General features: G+C 59.8%; 16 protein-coding genes and 5 tRNA genes. 17 read left to right on the forward strand and 4 right to left on the reverse strand.

Annotation, left to right across the window (positions count from 1 at the left end; genetic code table 11):
- The first annotated feature begins 167 nt into the window (after positions 1-167).
- From DW754_RS10090 to typA, 7 genes are all read left to right on the forward strand, one after another.
- Positions 168-244 (forward strand) — tRNA-Ile (locus DW754_RS10090).
- Positions 245-311: 67 nt separating this feature from the next.
- A tRNA-Ala gene (locus DW754_RS10095) sits at positions 312-387 on the forward strand.
- A 4-nt stretch (positions 388-391) separates the two neighbouring features.
- Positions 392-468: transfer RNA gene (locus tag DW754_RS10100), tRNA-Ile, on the forward strand.
- A gap of 184 nt (positions 469-652) precedes the next feature.
- Entirely contained in the window at positions 653-1,153 is a 501-nt protein-coding gene (locus DW754_RS10105) for a bifunctional nuclease family protein (RefSeq protein ID WP_117759737.1), read from the forward strand.
- A 30-nt stretch (positions 1,154-1,183) separates the two neighbouring features.
- Entirely contained in the window at positions 1,184-1,540 is a 357-nt protein-coding gene (locus tag DW754_RS10110) for a hypothetical protein (RefSeq protein WP_055251342.1), read from the forward strand.
- Between the two features lie 30 nt (positions 1,541-1,570).
- Positions 1,571-2,020 carry a hypothetical protein gene (locus DW754_RS10115; protein ID WP_089572580.1) on the forward strand — a complete coding sequence of 150 codons (450 nt, stop codon included), beginning with the start codon at positions 1,571-1,573 and terminating at the stop codon, positions 2,018-2,020.
- A gap of 117 nt (positions 2,021-2,137) precedes the next feature.
- A complete protein-coding gene (gene typA, locus DW754_RS10120) occupies positions 2,138-3,976 on the forward strand; it encodes a translational GTPase TypA (RefSeq protein ID WP_117759739.1) in 1,839 nt (612 codons plus the stop codon).
- A gap of 129 nt (positions 3,977-4,105) precedes the next feature.
- On the opposite strand, the gene DW754_RS10125 is transcribed toward typA, so the two are convergent.
- The 4 genes from DW754_RS10125 to DW754_RS10140 all read right to left on the reverse strand — a co-directional run bounded on the left by DW754_RS10125 (position 4,106) and on the right by DW754_RS10140 (position 6,705).
- Positions 4,106-5,251: a polymer-forming cytoskeletal protein gene (locus DW754_RS10125; protein WP_117759741.1), complete on the reverse strand. Its 1,146-nt coding sequence runs from the start codon at positions 5,249-5,251 to the stop codon at positions 4,106-4,108.
- Between the two features lie 106 nt (positions 5,252-5,357).
- Entirely contained in the window at positions 5,358-6,047 is a 690-nt protein-coding gene (locus tag DW754_RS10130; protein ID WP_233508888.1) for a trimeric intracellular cation channel family protein, read from the reverse strand.
- A gap of 428 nt (positions 6,048-6,475) precedes the next feature.
- Positions 6,476-6,566: transfer RNA gene (locus DW754_RS10135), tRNA-Ser, on the reverse strand.
- A gap of 48 nt (positions 6,567-6,614) precedes the next feature.
- Positions 6,615-6,705, reverse strand: a tRNA-Ser gene (locus tag DW754_RS10140).
- A 505-nt stretch (positions 6,706-7,210) separates the two neighbouring features.
- Here DW754_RS10140 and rpsF point away from each other — a divergent pair.
- The 10 genes from rpsF to DW754_RS10190 all read left to right on the forward strand — a co-directional run bounded on the left by rpsF (position 7,211) and on the right by DW754_RS10190 (position 17,040).
- A complete protein-coding gene (rpsF, locus tag DW754_RS10145; RefSeq protein WP_006235831.1) occupies positions 7,211-7,504 on the forward strand; it encodes a 30S ribosomal protein S6 in 294 nt (97 codons plus the stop codon).
- A 48-nt stretch (positions 7,505-7,552) separates the two neighbouring features.
- Positions 7,553-8,005, forward strand: a complete 453-nt coding sequence (locus DW754_RS10150; protein ID WP_006235830.1) for a single-stranded DNA-binding protein — start codon at positions 7,553-7,555, stop codon at positions 8,003-8,005.
- 72 nt (positions 8,006-8,077) lie between these two features.
- Positions 8,078-8,344: a 30S ribosomal protein S18 gene (rpsR, locus tag DW754_RS10155; protein ID WP_006235829.1), complete on the forward strand. Its 267-nt coding sequence runs from the start codon at positions 8,078-8,080 to the stop codon at positions 8,342-8,344.
- A gap of 15 nt (positions 8,345-8,359) precedes the next feature.
- Positions 8,360-8,899 carry a 50S ribosomal protein L9 gene (rplI, locus tag DW754_RS10160; protein WP_022094073.1) on the forward strand — a complete coding sequence of 180 codons (540 nt, stop codon included), beginning with the start codon at positions 8,360-8,362 and terminating at the stop codon, positions 8,897-8,899.
- A 218-nt stretch (positions 8,900-9,117) separates the two neighbouring features.
- A complete protein-coding gene (dnaB, locus tag DW754_RS10165) occupies positions 9,118-10,515 on the forward strand; it encodes a replicative DNA helicase (protein ID WP_006235827.1) in 1,398 nt (465 codons plus the stop codon).
- 93 nt (positions 10,516-10,608) lie between these two features.
- Complete coding sequence (locus tag DW754_RS10170; protein ID WP_022094075.1) at positions 10,609-11,895, forward strand: adenylosuccinate synthase; 1,287 nt, start codon at positions 10,609-10,611, stop codon at positions 11,893-11,895.
- Positions 11,896-12,013: 118 nt separating this feature from the next.
- Positions 12,014-13,318, forward strand: a complete 1,305-nt coding sequence (gene purD / locus DW754_RS10175; RefSeq protein WP_117759743.1) for a phosphoribosylamine--glycine ligase — start codon at positions 12,014-12,016, stop codon at positions 13,316-13,318.
- 21 nt (positions 13,319-13,339) lie between these two features.
- Positions 13,340-14,035 (forward strand): NUDIX domain-containing protein, encoded by a 696-nt coding sequence (locus tag DW754_RS10180; RefSeq protein ID WP_199411495.1) that lies wholly within the window; start codon positions 13,340-13,342, stop codon positions 14,033-14,035.
- Positions 14,036-14,282: 247 nt separating this feature from the next.
- Positions 14,283-16,055, forward strand: coding sequence for an ABC transporter ATP-binding protein (locus DW754_RS10185; RefSeq protein ID WP_117759745.1), 1,773 nt, complete (start codon positions 14,283-14,285; stop codon positions 16,053-16,055).
- Positions 16,056-16,074: 19 nt separating this feature from the next.
- Positions 16,075-17,040: a hypothetical protein gene (locus DW754_RS10190; RefSeq protein ID WP_055251358.1), complete on the forward strand. Its 966-nt coding sequence runs from the start codon at positions 16,075-16,077 to the stop codon at positions 17,038-17,040.
- The last annotated feature ends 117 nt before the right edge of the window (positions 17,041-17,157 follow it).

The following is a 17,157-nucleotide window of genomic DNA, read 5'->3' on the forward strand; positions in this document are numbered from 1 at the left end:
GTTCCGCACGAGCCGGAGAGCACTTAATGTGCTCTCCGTGCGAGCAGGACTGTCCGAGCAGGCGACTTCGCATGCCGCCGGGCAGCCGGGGCCGACACCCCTCAAAGATTTTCAAAAAAGTTGTTGACGCGCGCGTAACGACTCGTCTAATATATCCCTTGCGCGATGGACCTGTAGCTCAGTTGGTTAGAGCGTCCGGCTGATAACCGGGAGGTCACAAGTTCGAATCTTGTCAGGTCCACCACTTTCTTTCGCAATAAACACCCCAGCGAGAGCCGAGTCGCCGCTGGGGTGTTTATTACTGTCTCCGTGGGGGTTTAGCTCAGCTGGGAGAGCGCGGGCTTTGCAAGCCTGAGGTCAGGGGTTCGATCCCCCTAACCTCCACCATGATGGACCTGTAGCTCAGTTGGTTAGAGCGTCCGGCTGATAACCGGGAGGTCACAAGTTCGAATCTTGTCAGGTCCACCATCAAAACTGTGAAGAGCCCTGGGGCGTTGCCTCGGGGCTTTTTTCTTACCTACTGAAAGTAGTCAAAAAAGCCCCGCCCCAAATTAACTACTTTGATTTTGTGTGCTGTGCGAAAGTTTGGGTAGTATAGCTATTCAATGCGGCGGGCTGCCGCGTGTTAACCGCTACGTACCGGAGGTGTTCCATGGTTCGTGTCGACATAGAGACCATCGTCATGGCCGCCGGTCCCGTGCCATCGCTTATCGTACTTCGTGAGCGCAGCAGCAAATCGGACTCGCCCGCGCCGCTGCGTTCCCTTTCCATTCAGACTGGTTCGTTTGAAGCTGCTGCCATCAGCCGCGGCATCGATAGCGGCCGCGCCGAGCGCCCGATTACCCATGACCTGCTGCTCGACACCGTCGACGCCCTGGGCGCCAAGCTCGAGCGCATCGAGATCGTTCGCGCCGCGCCGCCGGTGTTCTACGCGACGATTGTCGTACTGGCCGATGGTGACGAGCGCAAGATCGACGCCCGTCCCAGTGATGCCATTGCCCTTGCCGTGCGCAGCAATGCTCCCATGTTTGTGGAGGACGACATCATGAATCGCCTGGGTACCGTTTCTGCCCATGCCGAGGAAGTCGACGACGAGCAGGAGTTCGAGAAGTTCGACGAGTTCGTCCATACGCTCTCCCCCGATGATTTCTAAATGTCTGGCACGCGAGCGGAGAGGTCGCTGATGGGTACCCGCGTATCGGCTGAAGCGGCCGCCATCGCGCGTGAAGCCCAGATGCGCTCGGAGGCATCCGAGGCGGCTCGCATTGCCTATGTGACGCAGGCCCGCACGCTTCGCGAGCGCCGCGGCTCGTTTATCAAGATGGTTGTCGTCTCCGCCCTTGTCGCGGCAATCTGCTCGCGCCTTCGTGGTACAGTTGGTGCGCTTGGGTTTTCGATTTCAACAGGCTTGGTAATCTGGGGTGTGGTCGATGCAGTAATGCTGACCAACCAGATCAAGGTACTCGACAAGCGCGCGATGGATATGATGCGCGCCCGCGACGCTGCCGCCAAGATCGCTGCCGAGGCACAAGAACTGTAACGACGCCAGACTCGATGGGAAGGTCTAAAGATGGCACAGGATATGCAGGACGCCGGTAACGTCTCCGCCGAGCTCGACGCCATGGTGTGTGACCTGATCGGCGCGTTCTTGGACGACCTTGCCGCCGGTGAAAACCCTGGCGTGGTCGTGGCAATTGAGGACGCTGCTTCCAACCGTTATCTGGCGGCGCTCGATGAGGATGGCGAAGAGGCGTGCCTCGAGGCGGCCACCAACTTTATCTCCGAGCACAAGATGGGTCTTAAGGACGAGGGCCTGGGCCGTATCGCCCGCTATGCCATCGGCTATACCGGCTGCGTCGAGATTGACGGAGGCTACCACGACGCTCTGCTCGTGAGCTTCTTTGAGACTACGCTCGAGAGCGGTTTTTCGGCATATGTGCTGTATGAGGGCATGGGCGCCGGCGATGGTTTTATGTGGAGCGACCCTGAACCTGCAGGTGAGGAAACCCCTCTCATCTAAAATCGCTAAAATAAACGAGTTTTCGGTAAAAGGCTCAATATTCCCGCTGAGCGTTGTATCGCTGGGCGGGCCGCATACGCGTGCCGTTTGTATATGGATAGAAGATAGGGGAACTACATGCGCGTAGACAATCTGAGGAACATCGCCATCATCGCCCACGTCGACCACGGCAAGACGACGATGGTCGACAAGCTCCTGCGTGCCACGGACGCCTTCCGTGCCAACCAGCAGGTCGAGGACCGCGTCCTGGATTCTAACGACCAGGAGCGCGAGCGCGGCATCACGATTCTCGCCAAGAACATCTCTATCGAGTACAAGGACGTCAAGATCAACGTCATCGACACCCCGGGCCACGCCGACTTTGGTGGCGAGGTCGAGCGCGTGCTGCGCATGGCCGACGGCGCTCTGCTGCTGGTCGACGCCTTTGAGGGCCCCATGCCCCAGACTCGCTTCGTGCTGCGTCACGCTATCGACACCGGCCTCAAGATCATGATCGTCATCAACAAGATCGACCGTCCGGGCGCCAACCCCGAGAAGGCATACAACGACTGCCTGGACCTCATGGCCGATCTGGGTGCCACCGACGACCAGCTCGAGTTTGCCATGGAGCATGTTATCTACGCCAGCGGCGTCAACGGCTTTGCCCGCCATGACCCCGAGGACGGCAATATGGACATGTATCCGCTGCTCGACATGATCATCGACGACATGCCCGCCCCCGAGGTTGACGAGAACGCCCCGCTGGCCATGCAGTGTGTGACCATCGACCACTCCAACTTTGTCGGCCGCATCGGCATCGGTCGCGTGTATTCCGGCGCCATTCACCAGGGCGATCAGATCCTGGTTGTCAAGAACGATGGCTCCAGCGCCACCGCTACCGTCAAACAGCTCTTTACCTTCGACTACCTGGGCCGCACCGAGTGTCAGGAAGTCGGCGCCGGCGACATCGCTGCCGTCGTGGGCATCGACCGCACCGATATCGGCGATGTCTACACCGATCCCGAGAGCCCCGTTGAGCTCGAGCCCATCGAGATCGACCCGCCGACCCTGTCCATCGTCTTTGAGGCTTCGACCTCCCCGCTCGTCGGTCGCGACGGCGACATCGTTGGTGCCCGTCAGCTCAAGGAGCGCCTGTTCAACGAGGCCGAGAACAACGTGACCATGAAGATCGAGGAGCTCGAGGACAAGAGCGGCGTCGAGGTCTCGGGTCGCGGCATCCTGCACCTGTCCGTTCTGATGGAGTCCATGCGCCGCGAGGGCTTTGAGTTCCAGGTCGGTCGTCCCCGCGTTCTGTTTAAGAAGGACGAGAACGGCAACAAGATGGAGCCCGTCGAGCAGGCCGTCGTCGAGTGCCCGGACGAGTACTCGGGCAAGGTCGTTGAGGTCTTCGGCACCTCCGGCGGCATCATGACGAGCATGGATACCTCGGGCATCGTGACGCACCTCGAGTTCAAGATCCCGACGCGCGGCATCATGGGCCTTAAGAACCGCATCATGAACGTCACCCACGGCGAGGGCGTGTTCTACCACACCTTCCTGGAGTACGGCCCCTATGCCGGCGAGATCGGTAACCGCCAGAACGGCGCCATGATCTCCATGACCACCGAGAAGGCCGTCGCCTACGCTCTGGGTACGCTGCAGGAGCGCGGCCAGCTGTTCGTTGAGCCGGGCACTGAGTGCTACGAGGGCATGATTGTGGGCGAGCGCAGCAAGGCCGGCGACATGGTCGTCAATATTGCCCGTACCAAGAACCTGGGCAACCAGCGCTCTTCGACCTCCGATATCTCCGTCCAGCTGGTGCCGCCCCGCACCTTCTCGCTGGAGGAGGCGCTGGAGTACATCGCCGACGACGAGCTGGTCGAGATCACCCCCAAGAACATTCGCCTGCGCAAGCGTCTGCTCAACGCCACCGACCGCAAGAAGGCTGCCGTCCGCGCCGGTCAGGTCAACAAATAAGCGCTGGGTTTTATAGCGTCTAACAAGAAAGGGCGCCGACCGAGATGGTCGGCGCCCTTTTTGGTGCAAGGGGGACAGGTTCGCTTGCACCACCACAAAGGTACCTGGCCCCTTTGTGGTGGTTAGCTGCTAAGCGGTGGGGAGTTCTGGCGTGTTAGCCGGCTGCTGCGGTTTGAGGTGGGCGTTGCGCCAGATGATCTGGATAACGTAGCCGAGCGTGAAGACAAAGGCTACGCCGCTGATGAAATCGCCTACGAGGGGGATTGCCGTAAGTGCACCTGCGATCACGCCGTCGGCGGCCGCCATGGCGTAGCGGTTCTGGCTGTGTCCGACCATGCGCGCGATCGCGCACCCTGCAAAGGCACTCGACACCAGCGCGATGCCAATAACACCGCACATGAGGGCTCCGGCAAGCGACAGACCAGCGATAGAGATAATTAGCAGTAGGACGGCGGGGACGATAGCAATCGTGCCCAGAAGACCGCTCACCCACAGGGGCATGGGGCGCTGGTGGAGCATGCCGGCGGCGCTGGCGGTTGCGCGCGGAAAGACGAGTTCGAGCAGTAGGGCGACAAAGCAGGTCGAGAGTGCCGCGGCGACGATACCGCCGATGACATCGTTAACGGTGGAAGTATCCTCGCTCTCGGTGCGGTCGATCTTGAGCGCACCGACCTCGGCTCCCGCGGCACGCTCGGGGTCCTCGGAGACGTGAGCGTTCACGGTGCCGGTGATGCGGGCGTTCTTGCCCAGGATGAGCTTGTCGGCCCAAACCTCGACATCGCCATCGACGGTGCCATCGATGGTCACCGTGTCGCCCGCAAGCGCTGCCGACTTGGTAGAGCCTCGCAGGGCAACCGTCTCACCTATCGCGTAGAAGCAGTTGGCGGTGCTGTCGGAATTGAGCACGACATGCTGGCCAGCGACGGTCACGCTGCCATCAACCGTGGTCTTGGCAACGTCGATGGTACGCGCCGCCAAGCGGACGGCGCCACCCACCGTGCAGTCGCGGATCGAGAGGGTATCGCCCGCGGCGATGATATCGCGGTGGATGGAGGTGTCGTTCAGGTTGAGGCTCTGACCTGCCCAGTACAGGTCACCTTCGACGCCGGACGGATTGGCGTCATTGTCGGTCGCAAGTACGTTTCCTGCGGTGTCCGTGCCGGCGAACGACGCCGTGGGAAGCGCGGTGATCGCCAGCGCGATGAGTGCGAATAGGATGGTGATGCGGCCCCACGCTTTACAGCGCTGGGTCGACGGGAATTGATTGCGGGGCATAGTGAATCCTTCGTTAGATGCTCGATATGCATCTAACAGGGTACCCAACGCGTGGGCGCTCTAAAAGAACCTCTCGGTTGTATTTCGAAGGATGAGCCCGCGCAATCTACTTTTTGCGGTGCAAAAAGCGCGCGATGTCCTCTTCGGTGGGGCTTTTGATGTCAAAGCGCAGCGAGAGCCAGCGCAGACCCATGGTCACGACAACGCATACGACCAGCGCGGCGACATTGCTCATGATGCCGCTCATAACGAGACACACATAGCTTGTCGATCCGGCGATGGCGGCGATGGCATAAAAGTTAGTACGTTGGAAAATGCCCGGAACCACGCCCATAAAGCCGTCGCGCAACATGCCACCGCCCACCGCGGTGAAAAAGCCCATCATGATGCACACCGCCGGCGCAAAGCCGTAGACCAGCGCCTTGTCTGCTCCAGTGGCGGCGTAGATGCCGACCGAGATGATGTCGAGCAGGGGAATGAGTTTTTCGGGCTTGTCGACGATTGCCGGGAAAATATAGATGATGGCTGCCGTGGCAATGGAAAGCGGCAGCGCCATTGGCTGGTTGAGGATGTAGACGTTGCCCACCTGCAGCGTCATGTCGCGTAAAAGACCGCCGCCCAAGCCACAGACCACGGCGAGCGCAACTGCACCCACCAGGTCGAGTTTGTGCTCGCGCGCGACCAACACGCCCGAGATTGAAGCCGCGACGACGGCGAACATCTCGAGCCAAAATGGGATAGCGACCATGGCATCCGAGGCGTGTGAAGTAACAGTCATAGCGGCGACGACGGGCAAGATGAGGTCCTTTGATTCTCGGGTTTGAACAATGCCCGTACATAGTACATGGTTGGCGGCGATTGAGACCCTATTGCTCGGCAAACGGTAGGGACTGGGAACGGTCATGGGTACCAAACATGTACATCAGCCTCCAAAGATGCCGAAAAATGTCGTTTTTGGAGGGTGATGTACATGTTTGAGATTCAAGGTGAAATCGAAAGCAATGGGGGACGTGGCTGAATAGGATGGATGTCCAAATTTTGAGCGGAGCTCAAAATTTATCCGGTCGGCTTACGCCGACCGCGCTGCGCTAAAAACGCGCCACTGGCGCGTTTTCTTTACGCTCCGCGCCCTGGCGGGTTCGAATCCCTCCTCCTCCGCCGTATTTGCTTGTAAGGGACTCTAAACAAAAAAGCCCCCGTTTTCGGGAGCTTTCTCAACCAAAATGGCGGAGGAGGAGGGATTCGAACCCTCGTGACCTTATACAGGCCAAACGGTTTTCGAGACCGCCGCATTCAACCACTCTGCCACCCCTCCGCGTGGGGTAAAAACAAAGCAGGCTCGAAGGCCTGCTTTGGAATTAACTGGCGGAGAGTCAGGGATTTGAACCCTGGAGACGCTTTTGACGCCTACACGATTTCCAATCGTGCTCCTTCGGCCACTCGGACAACTCTCCGTTAAATGCGAAAGTCAGTATACACGAGGAATCGCAAAGTGCAAACAGAAAAGTTGGCATTTTTTAAAACGCTTGGCCGTGCTTGGCGCTGCAGTGGGGCTTGAGGTGCCAAAAAACGGCTTCCGACCAGCGTGGTTGATCAACTCAATTGTTCAAAAAAGGGTATTCATAAGCGACTTGGCAATGAATTTAAAAATCTTTGGGTGGTGCTGTGGGCCACTGGTATGCATTTTGCGACCACAGCCTTGTGCCCGCTGACCTGCGGCTTGGCTCAGCTTGTCCCCACGGCACCGTATCTTGTCAACAGATCCGTCAAGCTTTTGGTCAGCATTTGGTTGGAATGCGCATGAAACGTCGTGTGAGTATGGGCATATGTGGAGGTCATGAGGTTGTAGCTGCATATTCTTGCAGCCTAGGAGGTTGAAAGATATTATTACCAAGTCTTTTCCTGCTTCAGGCGCACCTTCACGACCTGAAGCCACATTTGCCCAGAGGAGGTGACAATATGAAGGCTTATGAACTGCTGTTCTTTGTTGACCCGTCGCTCGACCCCGAGACTCGTCTCGCTGTTATGAAGCGTATCGATACCACGATCGCTGAGGGCGCTGGCAAGGTCGACTCCGTTGACGAGTGGGGCAAGCGCAAGCTCGCCTACGAGATCAACGACCTCACCGATGGTGACTACACCCTCATCAACTTCCACGCAGATCCTACCCAGATCGCCGAGCTTGATCGCGTCCTGCGCATCACCGACGCTGTGGTCCGCCACATGATCGTCCGTCGCGACGACCAGGAGTAAGACTGTCGTTTTGGACTGGGCTTGTGCCCCAAGAGGAAGTAGTGAGTTATGAGCATCAATCGAGTGAACATCACCGGTAACCTCACCCGCGATCCCGAGCTGCGCGCCACCGCCGGCGGAACCCAGGTTCTGTCCTTTGGCGTCGCCGTGAACGATCGTCGCCGCAACGCGCAGACTGGCGAGTGGGAGGACTATCCCAACTTTGTCGACTGCACTATGTTCGGCACCCGCGCCGAGGCCGTGAGCCGTTTCCTGGCAAAGGGAAACAAGGTCGCGATCGAGGGCAAGCTGCGCTACAGCTCTTGGGAGCGCGACGGCCAGCGCCGGAGCAAGCTTGAGGTCATCGTCGATGAGATCGAGTTTATGAGCTCCCGTGGTGGCCAGGGTGGCTACGATCAGGGCGGTTACGCCCCCGCAGCTCCCGCGCCCGCAGCACGTCCTGCCGCACCGGTGGCCACGCCGCCCGCGGTCGACGTCTACGATGAGGACATCCCGTTCTAAGGGTTGTTCACCTATTTTTGAGTGAGAGGCGGCTTCGGTTCGCCGAAGTTGCCAAACGAAAGGTATTTTGACATGGCTAATGATTTTTCTGCACGTCAGCCGCGTCGTAAGTACTGCCAGTTCTGCAAGGAGAACACTGAGTTCATCGACTATAAGGACACTCAGCTTCTCCGTAAGTACATGACCGACCGTGGCAAGATCAAGCCCCGTCGCGTCACTGGCGCTTGCACGCAGCATCAGCATGACATCGCCAACGCCATCAAGCGCGCCCGCGAGATGGCTCTCCTGCCGTACACCGTCCCCGTGGTTTCCTCTCGTGGCAACCGCGACCGCGGCTAAGAAGGGAGACGCATCATGAAGGTTATTCTTCTCGATGAGATCAAGGGCAAGGGCGGCGAGGGTGACGTCGTAGAGGTCGCTCAGGGTTACGCTGAGAACTTCCTGTTCCCCAAGAAGCTCGCTGTTGCCGCCACCAAGGGCAACCTCAAGCAGCTTGACGAGCGTCGCAACAACATCGCCAAGCGCGAGGCCGTCCGTCTGGCTACCGCCAACGAGACCAAGGCTGCCTTCGAGGGCAAGACGGTCACCGTTGACGTCAAGGTCGGCGACGAGGGCATCCTCTTTGGCTCCGTTACCGCCGCTATGATCGCTGACGCCATCAAGGCTCAGCTCGGTATGGACATCGACCGCAAGCGCGTCGAGCTCGGTAAGCCCATCAAGGTTGCCGGTGCCCACACCGTTGCCATCTCGCTGTACCGCGAGATCAAGGCCGAGGTTGTCGTTCTCGTCGGCGTTACCGCCGAGGAGCTCGCTGCCGAGGCTGAGGTCGAGGAGGCCGCTGAGGTCGCCGAGGCCGAGACCGCCGAGGTCGAGACTGAGGCTGCTGCCGAGTAGCATTTGCTGCAACGCAACAATCTTGTTCTAAGAAGGGCGCTCTGGGAAACCGGGGCGCCCTTTTGTTTTTTGCGTTGAGTGAGTGTCATGGTGAACGTTGCGTCGAAGTCCTATATACGGGACCGTTCATCCGTTTCGTTCGGTGATGATTGGCGGCGCGTGGCGCGTTTTGGGACCGTGGCTGATACTATGGATGCTCGCAAGCGATATGAATGAGGATGCTCATGGCATACGACGATAGGGAGACCGGGCTGACGGTTGAGGACCGCGGCTCAAAGTTGGGTCTTCCCCAAAACCAAGATGCAGAGGCCAATGTACTGGCCGCTATGCTGCTATCGCCCGAGGTGGTCGAGGAGGCCCAGGTCGAGCTGCAGCCCGATGACTTCTACCGGCCCATTCATAAGACCATCTATACCGCGATGGTCGATATGTACAACAGCCGCATTCCCATCGACTCCATCTCGCTGATCGATTACCTGCGAAGCATCAACAAGCTCGATGCCGTGGGCGGCGAGGCGTACATTTTGGAGCTGATGGGTCAGACTCTGTCGCTCGTGAACTGGCAGCACCATGCCGCCATCGTTCGCCGCGACTCGATGCTGCGTGAGTTGATCGGCGCCACCAACGAGATCAACGCGCTGGCATATAACGCCCCCACCGATACCAAAGAGGTCGTGGAGCTGGCTGAGAGCAAGCTGCTCAAGGTCACGGCGCGCGAGGTCAAGTCGAGCTACAAGACGCTGACCGAGTTTATGGTCGAGGCCTATAACGAGGCCGAGGAAGTGTGCCAGGCCGGCGGCCAGGCTGCGGGCGTGCCCACGGGTTTCCCGTCGCTCGACCGCATGCTCATGGGTTTTCGCGAGGGTCAGCTCATCATTATCGGCGCCCGTCCTGCTGTAGGTAAGACGTCGTTCGCCCTGAATCTGGCGCTCAACGCTGCCGCCGCTGGTTATACCGTCGGCTTCTTCTCGCTGGAGATGTCGGGCAAGGAAATTGCCCAGCGTCTGATCTGCGCCTACGCCATGATCTCGATCAGTGACTTCCGCATGGGCCGCATTAGCCCCGAGCAGTGGGCCAATATCAACGAGGCCACGCAGACCTTGTCCAAGCTCGATATTCTGATTGACGATACGCCCGGCACCACAGTGACCGAGATTCGCGCCAAGAGCCGCCGCATGCTCCACAACAAGGAGAAGGCCATCATCATCCTGGACTACCTGCAGCTGGTGAGTCCTCCGCCGGGACGCCGCTCCGAGAGCCGTACCGTCGAGGTCTCCGAGATGTCGCGTGGTCTGAAGATCATGGCCAAGGAGCTCAAGATCCCGCTCATTGCGCTGTCGCAGCTCTCGCGTCAGGTCGAATCCCGTACCGGCAAGCGCCCGCAGCTTTCCGACCTTCGTGAATCGGGCTCCATCGAGCAGGACGCCGATATCGTTATGTTCTTGGACCGCTCCGCCGACGAGGCCGAAGCCTCGCGCGACGATCGACCCGACGAGGGCGTTACGCGTATCGTCGTGGCCAAGAACCGTTCGGGCCCGATCGGCGACGTCGACCTGATGTTCCTGCCGGCATCCACCAAGTTCTATGAGCTTGATGGGGCACATGCCGAGGAGTAGGACAGGCGCCCGTTGCACGGGTATACTAGGAATGTTTTGTGCTTCTGCGTGCCGGCGTGGCGCGTAGACAGTCCATGAATGTAAGGAGTAAACATGCCGTCAACCGTTTTGGTCGGTGCCCAGTGGGGCGATGAGGGCAAGGGTAAGATTTGCGACCTGGTCGCCGGCGACTTCGATGCTGTCGTGCGCTACTCGGGCGGCAACAACGCCGGTCACACCATCGTCGTCAACGGCAAGAAGTACGGCCTGCACCAGGTGCCCTCCGGCATCATGTATTCCGACCACGTGTCGGTGATCGGTAACGGCTGCGTCGTCAACCCCAAGGTTGTCCTTGAGGAGATCGACATGTTCGAGGCCGACGGCATCACCACCAAGAATCTCAAGATCAGCGGCAACGCGCATGTCATCATGCCGTACCACATCGATCTGGATGGCGCCTTTGAGCAGAAGCTCGGCAAGAAGAACATCGGTACCACCAAGCGCGGTATCGGTCCGTGCTATCAGGACAAGATGGCCCGCATCGGTCTGCGCATGCAGGACATGCTGGACGAGGCACTGTTCCGCGACAAGCTGGAGACCGCTCTCGCCCGCGTGAACCCTGAGCTCGAGCTCATCTACAACCTGCCCACCTACACCGTGGACCAGATTTGCGACGAGTACCTGCCGATGGCCGAGCGCCTGCGTCCCTACATCACCGAGACGAGCCTGCTACTCAACAACATGATCGATGAGGGTAAGGACCTGCTGTTTGAGGGCGCCCAGGCGACGCTGCTCGACATCGACCACGGCACCTATCCGTACGTGACGTCTTCCAACTGCACCGCCGGCGGCGCCATTACCGGTTCTGGCGTCGGCATGAAGAACGTCGACCGCGTGCTGGGCGTCATGAAGGCCTATATCACCCGTGTTGGTTCGGGCCCCATGCCCACCGAGCTTTCCTATGAGTCCGAGGCCGGCCACACGCTGACCGAGGAGGGCTACGAGTACGGCGTGACCACCGGTCGCCGTCGTCGCTGCGGCTGGTTTGACGGCCCTATCGCCAACTATGCCTCGCGCGTCAACGGCCTTACCGACATCGCCGTGACCAAGCTCGACGTGCTTTCGGCCTTCGACACCATCAAGGTGTGCGTGGCCTACGACGTCGATGGCGAGCGCTACACGAGCGTGCCCGAGCATCAGGTGCGCTTTGAGCACGCCAAGCCCATCTACGAGGAGCTCCCTGGCTGGAAGTGCGACATCACCGGTTGCCGCAGCTTTGACGAGCTGCCGCAAGAGGCTCAGGACTATGTGGCGTTTATCGAGGATCTGGCACACACCCGCGTGACGTTTATTGGCGTTGGCGCTGGTCGCGAGCAGATCATCAACCGATTCTGGAAGTAATCGGGACTATTTGGTTATTGCGATATACCCCTTTGCAGCCCAAGCGGGCGGCCGAGGGGTATATTTGCTTGCAAAGGGCTCGCGTGGAGCGGGCCGTTAATCCATAGAGGAGGCACCCTTGAAGGCGGACACTCAAACCATCGACATCCTGTTGTTGGGCAGCGGCGGCCGTGAGCATGCTTTGGCAGCTAAGCTCGCAGCATCACCGCGCGCCGGCAAGCTCTACATCGCGCCGGGCAACGGCGGCACCGCGAGCTGCGGCGAGAACGTTGTTCTCGACGACTGCGATCCTGCGGCCGTGACGGCGTTTGCGCAGAGCCACGGATGCGGACTCGTGGTAATTGGCCCCGAGGCTCCGCTCGTGGCGGGCGTGGCCGACGCCGTGCGCGCGGCGGGTATTCCCTGCTTTGGCCCGGGTGCCGAGGGCGCCCAGATGGAGGGCTCCAAGCTGTTCTCCAAGCAGCTCATGGAGCGTGCGGGCATTCCGACGGCAGCCTATGGTTCGTTTACCGACGAGGCTTCGGCTCTCGCCTACGTGCGCGAGCAGGGCGCTCCGCTGGTCGTGAAGGCCGACGGCCTTGCCGCGGGCAAGGGCGTTATCGTGGGGACCGAACTTGAGCAGGCCGAGGAGGCCGTGCGCGAGTGCTTTGGCGGCACCTTTGGCGATGCCGGCAATACCGTGGTCATCGAGGAGATGCTGACCGGTCCCGAGTGCTCGCTTTTGGCCTTTACCGACGGCAAGACCGTGCGCCCCATGGCTACCTCGCAGGACCACAAGCGCGCGCTCGAGGGCGACAAGGGCCCCAACACCGGCGGCATGGGCGTCTACAGCCCGGTGCCCATCGTGACTGACGAGGAGCACGCCACCATGGTGAAGGTCATGGAGCAGACCGTGGCCGAGCTCGCTGCCGAGGGTATCGATTACCGCGGCTGCCTGTACGGTGGCTTTATGCTCACGCCTGCCGGCCCCAAGGTGCTGGAGTTCAATGCCCGCTTTGGCGACCCCGAGACGCAGGTCGTGCTGCCGCGCCTTAAGAACGATCTGGTTGAGGTCATGCTCGCCTGCGCCAACTGCGAGCTCGATCAGATTGAGCTCGACTGGCGTGACGAGTGGGCCGTGGCCGTTGTCCTGACGAGCGCGGGCTATCCCGGCAGCTACGAGAAGGGCAAGGTCATCACCGGTATCGCCGACGCCGAGGCCATGGAGAACGTGACCGTGTACCACGCGGGCACTGCCGTGGTGGACGGCCAGCTCGTGACCAACGGCGGCCGCGTGCTTGCCGTGACCGCTCTGGGTGACACGTTCGAGAACGCTCGCAACCTTGCCTACGAGGCCTGCGAGAAGATTGATTTTGAGGGCAAGACCCTGCGTCACGACATCGGCCTGCGCGCGCTGCGCGGCCGCGACGCCTGGGATGCCTAAAATCCGAGAGGAATGAGACGGATGGACGAGAAGAACGAAGAGCTCGTGGATGCGCAGATCGTCGAGGAGGACAGCCGCGTATATGGGCACGCCGATGGCGAGCCTGGCGGCGAGGTCGCTGACGAGCCGGTGCTGGTGCTGGGCGATGACGACCCGCACGATGTCGAGCTGCACGAGAAGATTCTTTCGGAGGAGTGCGCCTGGAAGGGTAAGATCCTCGACGTCCACCGTCTTGAGGTTGAGCTGCCCAACGGTCGCCGCAGCGCCCGCGATATCGTTCGCCATCCGGGTGCGGCGGCCGTTGTGGCGCTGACCGAGAGCGGCAAGATCGTACTGGTGCGTCAGTACCGCACCGCCATCGACCGCGTGACGGTCGAGATTCCCGCCGGCAAGCTCGATCCAGGCGAGGACCCGCTCGATTGCGCCAAGCGCGAACTGCATGAGGAGACGGGCTTTAGGGCTGGTCGTATTCGCTTTTTGACGTCGATTGTCACGTCCTGCGGTTTTTGCGATGAGATCATCCACATCTACTTGGCTACCAAGCTCGAGTTTGATGCGCCCAACCCCGATGATGACGAGTTTGTCAACGTGGACCTGGTGCCGCTGCACGAGCTGATCGACGCCGTGCTCGACGGCAAGATCGAAGACGCCAAGACCGTCGTGGGCGCCTTGGCCTGCGATAGCATCGCGCACCGCTTGGGCGGGGCCGAGCTCTAGGTTACGCGGTTTTACCAAACCGCGTAACGAGTCGACGCTGCAAACGCCCCTAAGCGGCAATCTGCCTTTCAATCGTCGCTCGCGTACCGAAGTACGCGTCGCTCCTCTTTCAAGGCACCTTGCTCGCTTAGGGACGTTTTCGCTGACGCTGCCAGAACATCGGCGTTATGCTTGTTGGGACGCTTTGTTTTCAGCCTGACCGGTTCAACCGGATTTCTCACGCTATTTATTTCTCTTCGAGGATTGCATGTTTAAAAGGTTTCTCTCGTATTACGAGCCCCAGATGGGGCTTTTTGTTGCCGATACTGTTTGCGCTCTGGTGCTTGCTGCCATTGACCTTGCGTTTCCTATTATTCTGCGCAATTTGACCGGTGGGCTCTTTACTCAGGGTCAGGCTGTCATTATGCAGGCGCTCGGCATGATTGCGGTGGGCTTGGTGCTGATGTATGCCGTCCGCTGCGCCTGCCGCTATTTTGTGAGCTATTGGGGCCACGTGATGGGCGCGCGCATGGAGTCCAAGATGCGCGAGGACCTGTTCGACCAGTATGAGCGCTTCAGCTTTGCGTACTTCGACCGCAACAGCTCGGGCGACATGATGAGCCGCGTGGTCAACGACCTGTTCGATATCTGCGAGGCGGCGCATCACGTGCCCGAGTGGATCATCATCTGCGGCATCGAGATTATCGGCTCGTTTGTGATCCTCTTTACCATCGCCCCGGTGCTGGCGCTTGCCATGGCTGTGGTGACAGCAGCGTTTGCGGTCATCATGTTTTGGCAGAACATGCGCATGCGCGAGGTCTTTAGCGACAGCCGCAAAAAGATCAGCGGCATCAATGCGCAGCTGCAGGATTCGCTGGCGGGCATGCGCGTGGTCAAGAGCTTTGCCAATGAGGAGACCGAACGCTTCAAGTTCCGCGCCTCCAATAATCGCTATCTTTCGTCCAAGGAGAACATGTATCACGCCATGGGCGTCTATACTGCGACGTATGGCCTGCTCTCGGGTGTGCTCTATGTGATCGTGGTACTGCTGGGCGGCTGGCTGGTCGCCCAGGGACAGCTGCAGGCGGTCGATATGGCGACCTTTGCGCTCTATATTTCGCTGTTCTGCACGCCGCTCGAGACACTCGTCAATTCGGCCGAAACGTATCAGAAGGCCATCGCCGGCTTTAAGCGCATGGACGAGGTACTCTCGACCGCGCCGGATATCCAGGACAAGCCGGGCGCCACGGATCTGCAGGTGACCGCCGGCGCCGTGGATTATCACGACGTGTGCTTTAACTACGAGGACGTTGAGCTGGGCGAGGGCGATGCCGAAGAGCGTCCCGTTATCGACCATATGAATCTGTCCATCAAGCCCGGGCAGACCATCGCTTTGGTTGGTCCTTCGGGCGGTGGCAAGTCCACGACCTGTTCGCTGCTGCCGCGCTTTTATGACGTGGCTGCCGGATCCATTAGCATCGACGGCCAGGACGTGCGCGATGTGACGCAGCAGAGCCTGCGCCGCGCCATCGGCCTGGTGCAGCAGGATGTCTACCTGTTTGACGGAACAATCGGCGAGAACATCGCCTACGGCAAGCCGGGCGCTACGGCAGAAGAGATCGCCGAGGCCGCCCGTCGCGCCAACATCGATGCCTTTATCGAGTCGCTTCCACAGGGCTATGACACGGTCGTGGGCGAGCGCGGCAGCCGTCTTTCGGGCGGCCAAAAGCAGCGCGTTGCCATTGCGCGTGTGTTTCTCAAGAACCCCAAGATCCTGATTTTGGACGAGGCGACGAGTGCTTTGGATAACGAGAGCGAGGAGGCGGTGCAGGAGTCACTCGAAGAGCTGGCACGCGGCCGCACCACGATTATCATCGCCCATCGCCTTTCGACCATTAAGCATGCCGATGAGATTGCGACCGTTGAGCATGGTCGCGTTGTGGAGCGTGGCACGCACGAGGAGCTTCTCGCCCGTGGCGGCACCTATGCCCGTTACTATCGAATGCAGTTCGAAGGTGCGCGTGCGCACGAGCTCGACTGATTGATATGACAGGAAGTTTATGGCTGACAAGAACCCTTTGACTCCGGAAGAAGTGACGGAGTTATTCTCCGAAATCGATGCATCCGGCGTCTTGGATCCCACGCTTGCCAAAAAGCGAACCGAGCGCATGCGTGAGAAGGAGGCTGCGGCCAAGCGCGGTGACAAAGCGGCGCTAGCGCAGCTGCGCAGCGAGGACCGCGCGAGCCAGGCAAAACATATCGACCCGCTGTCCGAGGACGATCCTTCGGGCTCGCAGGTGAGCCATACCATTACGAAGACCGCGATGGCCGTAGTCATTGGTATTTTGGTGCTGATCGTGGGCATGCAGATCGGCTACGGCGTGATGCGCCGTCTGAATACCGCCAACCTGTCCGAGAGCGTTTCGGTGGATACCGTCTCGACCGCGCTCAAGGGTGGACTCGAATGGGGCAACGGCTTTACGCAGTTCCCGCTCGATTTTTCTGTCGACGAGGCCGATGAGCGTACGGGCACGGTTGAGGTGACGGTGTTGGACACGTCGTCTGCCAATGAGCTCGAGCTGCTGTCCAACGGGCAGATCCAGGCCGCGGCGCTTGCGACCAACGCCCTGCTCAACGACAAGATTGACCGCGTGGTGTATAACGTTCACGCCTATATCGACGAGGATAGCAACATTCAGCACGATTCCTTTTTTGGCATGTTCCCCGCGCGGGGTCATCAGAGCGCCATTTTGACGTTTGTGTGGACCAAGAGCTCATCCAACGCCACGAGCATCGACTGGAAGATGCGCATCGTAAGCATGGACGACACCATTGCCGAGCGCATTCAAAAACAGGTGAACTCGGTTTCGTCGCTGATCGAGGACCCGGTGGTGAGCCAGACCAAGATTGACGAGGAAAAGGCCGAACGTGACCTGGAGCATCGTCTGCATGGCCGCGAGATTTTCCGCGGCGGCAAGCCCGATCGCTCACCGTCCGATCTGCTGGAACAGGACAAGAAAAAGTAAGACGCCATCATCCCGCGTGAGCCACAAGCCCCGCGGGATGATTTTTCTGGGACGGGGATTAAATAAGGCTCTGTTAGACCAAGATTGACATACATGTGTCCCCACGGTGCCATATCG

The organism is Collinsella sp. AM29-10AC, from assembly GCF_003469085.1.
Taxonomy (GTDB): Bacteria; Actinomycetota; Coriobacteriia; order Coriobacteriales; family Coriobacteriaceae; genus Collinsella.